Annotated in this window: 3 protein-coding genes and 1 pseudogene; all 4 read right to left on the minus strand. The window is 49.2% G+C overall.

From position 1 onward, the window contains the following. Positions 1 to 359 precede the first annotated feature (359 nt). Positions 360 to 554, minus strand: a pseudogene (locus tag AB9F29_RS21065) (DDE-type integrase/transposase/recombinase); the annotation flags it as partial. 35 nt (positions 555 to 589) lie between these two features. Further along, on the minus strand, positions 590 to 1,519 hold the full coding sequence (locus AB9F29_RS21070) for an ABC transporter permease (protein ID WP_369757144.1): 930 nt from the start codon (positions 1,517 to 1,519) through the stop codon (positions 590 to 592). Between the two features lie 82 nt (positions 1,520 to 1,601). Then, positions 1,602 to 2,378, minus strand: a complete 777-nt coding sequence (locus tag AB9F29_RS21075) for an ATP-binding cassette domain-containing protein (protein ID WP_369757145.1) — start codon at positions 2,376 to 2,378, stop codon at positions 1,602 to 1,604. A gap of 56 nt (positions 2,379 to 2,434) precedes the next feature. Further along, a complete protein-coding gene (locus AB9F29_RS21080) occupies positions 2,435 to 3,418 on the minus strand; it encodes a substrate-binding domain-containing protein (protein WP_369757146.1) in 984 nt (327 codons plus the stop codon). Between the last annotated feature and the right edge of the window lie 326 nt (positions 3,419 to 3,744).

A 3,744-nucleotide genomic window follows, 5' to 3' on the forward strand; every position in this document is an offset into this window, starting at 1 on the left:
ACGGCCAATTCGACGTGGTTGTTGAGGGAAAAGTGTTTATGTACGCCTATATGGATGGTTTTACTGCGTCTTACCTTAAAATGGCGGAGGAATGCGGGTTCGACGGCGAAGGCGTCGTCGACTAGTGTGTCAGCTTTCGGCGGCATCGCGCTCCCCTACCCTACTATAGCAAACGTCTCTGAGGCTTCGGCGGTAGATTTGGATAAATCCGCACTTGCTGTGGATTTATTTGCGATTAAAATCCTCGCCATACTGCTTTCATACTCAACTGTATGAGCTTTGTGAGTGTTGTCATGGCCGATGATAGTCTAATCTATGAAGCCGCAGCTAACGGCCAGTCCGAACCCTAAGTCACCCCAGTTCTTTGAAGCGCGATTGATTTTCCAGCGACCCGTTTCCTGGCTGGAAGAGTTCCCAATAACCTTCATCTCGGGGCTTGATGACGTAACTTTCCAAAACTTCGCCTTCATGATCCACGGCGCGCCATTAATCTTTACAAAAACCTCATCAAGGTGCCACTTCCAGTCTAAGTAAAGTCGCATTCGGCAAACCCGCCACAAGTCAGTTCAATCTGACAAATCTGGGATGATTAATGCTGTTTCATGAAATGGGCGTAGATAGAAACTGCAATCGTAATGGTCGCCCCATAGATTAACTGAGTGTAAAATCCTTGGACCCCCATTGCCACGATGCCCGCTTCCAAAGAACCGATAATCAGTATGCCAATAAACGTGCCGTACATGCTTCCGCGCCCACCGAAAACAGAGGTTCCTCCGATAAAGACGGCAGCTAGGGCAGGAAGCAAGAAACCCTCGCCCGTGGTTGGCCAAAAGTATGTAACCTCGGATAGTAGGAAAATGGCCGAGAGTGCGGACATCGCGCCTAACAATACATAGCTAGTCATTCGGACGCGATCCGAATGAATGCCCATCATTTTTGCGGAATCCTTATTGTCGCCAACAAATAGAACGTGGCTTCCAAATATGTGCCTTCGATAAACTGTGATCATCAGGATTGAGATGAGACAAAACCATACAAACTGCATGGGAATTTCGCCGCCAATGCGACCTACCAAAATAGGGTGGAATGCTGATTCCCGCAGCTGCACCAAAGGAATGCCTTTGCCTTCAGCCAGGACATTTACCAAGCCGCGCAACAAAAACATTGTACCAATCGTCGCGACAATGGAGGGCACCCCAATTCTGGTGATAATAAATCCGTTTAGGGCACCACACACCATTCCGGAACCAATGCTCGCTAGAATGCTGATCATTGCGCTATCGGTTAGAGTAAAAACAATAGCAAATACCCAAGCGGATACGCCCATAATGGACGGAAAAGAAAGGTCGATTTCCCCTAATGTGACGATGAATGTGACCCCTAGCGCGAGAAATCCCATGTAAGGTAAGGTCGACATGAAAGAGCGGTAAATGTCGAACTTCAGGTATACTTCTGGCGCGCCAATTACGTACATGCCCAGCAACAAAAAGAATATCACAGTGATCGCAACATCGATCATGTTTCGGGACATTAGTTCCTGAAGTCGGGATGGCTTTGTGGCTTGCGGACGGGTTGATGAGATCGGAAATGTCATATTTTTACTACGCGCTTTCAACTGAAGAAATTTGGCCGGTTTGGTGTAGATCCACCATCAATTCCACTAATTGCTCTCGCGAAATTTGGTCTTTTGAGAACTCAGCAGCGACTTGGCCTCGATCAAGCACTATGAAACGATCCGCAACAGCGTAGACGTGTAGAATGTTGTGATCGATGAGAATCGCAGATTTTTTTTGCTCGCGAATCTCGCGAACAAATTGTAGCACTTTGTCAGTTTCTTTGAGGCTTAGACCCATGGTTGGCTCGTCGAGAATGATCAACTCTGCTTCAAAATACAGTGCACGCGCTATGGCGACCCCTTGTTTTTCACCTCCCGACAATCCGCTGACTTCACTATCCGCCGTGATTGCGCGTGACGTAAAACCCATACGAGTTCTCAGCAACTGCGCCGCTTCGGCACGCTGTTGCTTAACATTCATGAACCCAAATCGATTTGTAATTTCACGGCCCGCAAATACATTGCGCCAGATCTCTTGCTGATCCGCCAAAGCGCGCTCCTGATAAACAGTCTCAACTCCGCGTTTGCGCGAGTCTTGGACCGAGCCCATCTTCACGACTTCGCCCTTGATAAGCACGCGACCCTTGTTCGGTGAGTGAACGCCTGTCATGACCTTGATCAAAGAGGATTTTCCTGCGCCGTTGTCACCAACAAGCGCCACGACCTCACCTCGGTTGATCGTAAAATTGATGCCCTTCAGGACATCAATTCTCCCGAATGACAGGTGAACATCTTCTAGTCGGAGTAGCTCTTCATGTGCCATGGTTCTGCTCGCAGTTAGACAATACCGAAGAACGGCATTGTCTGTTTGGATTTTAATTAGCGGATAGCTTCGGCAGCCAAGGCTTTGACTGGACCTACATTGCTTTGCGTTATCATCGCGGCACCCGTATCAATGTTCATACCTGCAAAACCGTATTGGGATGTGAGAAACAACTGAATGATCGGCAAGTAGCCCTGCAGGAATGGCTGTTGGTCCAAGACCATTGTAATCATTTCGTCCTCAATACCCTGCGCCGTTGCAGCAGATAGATCGAAACCAGCACTACAAATCTCACCCGGCTTTTTGCCAGCGGCATTCAGGTAAGCAGGCAAAAGCGCTGTTAGAGCGCCGTGATCGGTGATCACTCCTTTCATATCCGGGTTCGCTGCCGCATAGGCTGCAAAAACGGGAATGCCCTGAGAAGCATCTTTAGAGATGTTTGGGTTGATTTCCAGATAATCGACTTCGATACCTGCTTCCTCAAGCACTTCGATCGACCCGGTCGTGCGCAGCCCGCGCTGCTCCATGCTTTGCATACCCCAGACAAATACTTTGTCGCCGGCCTCAAGGCCACATCCCTGAACCATTCCCGAAGCCAGGTTGCGCCCAGAAGTATAGTTCTTTGAACCCACATAGCCGAACCCTTCGGCAACGTATTTTGCTTCATACGTCGGAAGGTCGACGTTCTGTGTCGTTACGATAATTCCTACTTCTCGGGCTTGCTCGATGAGTGGGCCTAGAGCGGATTCACCTGGATGCCCCATTACCGCTATGCCATCTGGGCGTCGCGCTACTGCCTCTGAAAACTGGCGGACCATTTTTTCAGAGTTCCAATCCGACCAAACATACTGAACATCACAGCCCGTGTGTTCTGCCGCCATAACCGCACCGTTGTAGACAACCGAGGCGAAAGTCCCGCCTTCAGGCCCGCCCGGGAAGAATACAAACTGTTTTCCTTCGCATTCACCAGCAGCAAAAGCACTGGTGGCGGACAAACTGGCTAAACAAGCCGCAGCTAGTGATTTTCTCGATATTCTCATAGTTCTCTCCTGTTGTTAGGCTCGCAGTTGACGCATGATTTTCAGCGGTTCTAAGCGCCGCTGAGACGCCGATGTTTGCCTGAACTTGACAGAACGGCACTAAAAGTTAAGAAATTCTTCAATAAAATTCAATTTGTGAAATTTATATCACCACGTCAGATTCGGGATGTTTGGTCAAACCGAGGAGCGGCGGATAACTCCAACAGGTGGTGTCATGTGTTGACGGCCCCTGTTTTGCAAGGATTTATTTGAGCTGATTTTGATCGTTGCAGGTTGCGGTCATGTGTCCGGCCTGTTGACGCGGTGCATGTGACCGCTGGCCTTTC

It is taken from the genome of Falsihalocynthiibacter sp. S25ZX9 (assembly GCF_041205405.1).
GTDB lineage: Bacteria > Pseudomonadota > Alphaproteobacteria > Rhodobacterales > Rhodobacteraceae > Falsihalocynthiibacter > Falsihalocynthiibacter arcticus.

Coding starts and splice junctions, on each gene's coding strand:
- AB9F29_RS21070 (WP_369757144.1), bottom strand. CDS start 1,519: ATGATCGATGTTGCGATCACTGTGATATTCTTTTTGTTGCTGGGCATG.
- AB9F29_RS21075 (WP_369757145.1), bottom strand. CDS start 2,378: ATGGCACATGAAGAGCTACTCCGACTAGAAGATGTTCACCTGTCATTC.
- AB9F29_RS21080 (WP_369757146.1), bottom strand. CDS start 3,418: ATGAGAATATCGAGAAAATCACTAGCTGCGGCTTGTTTAGCCAGTTTG.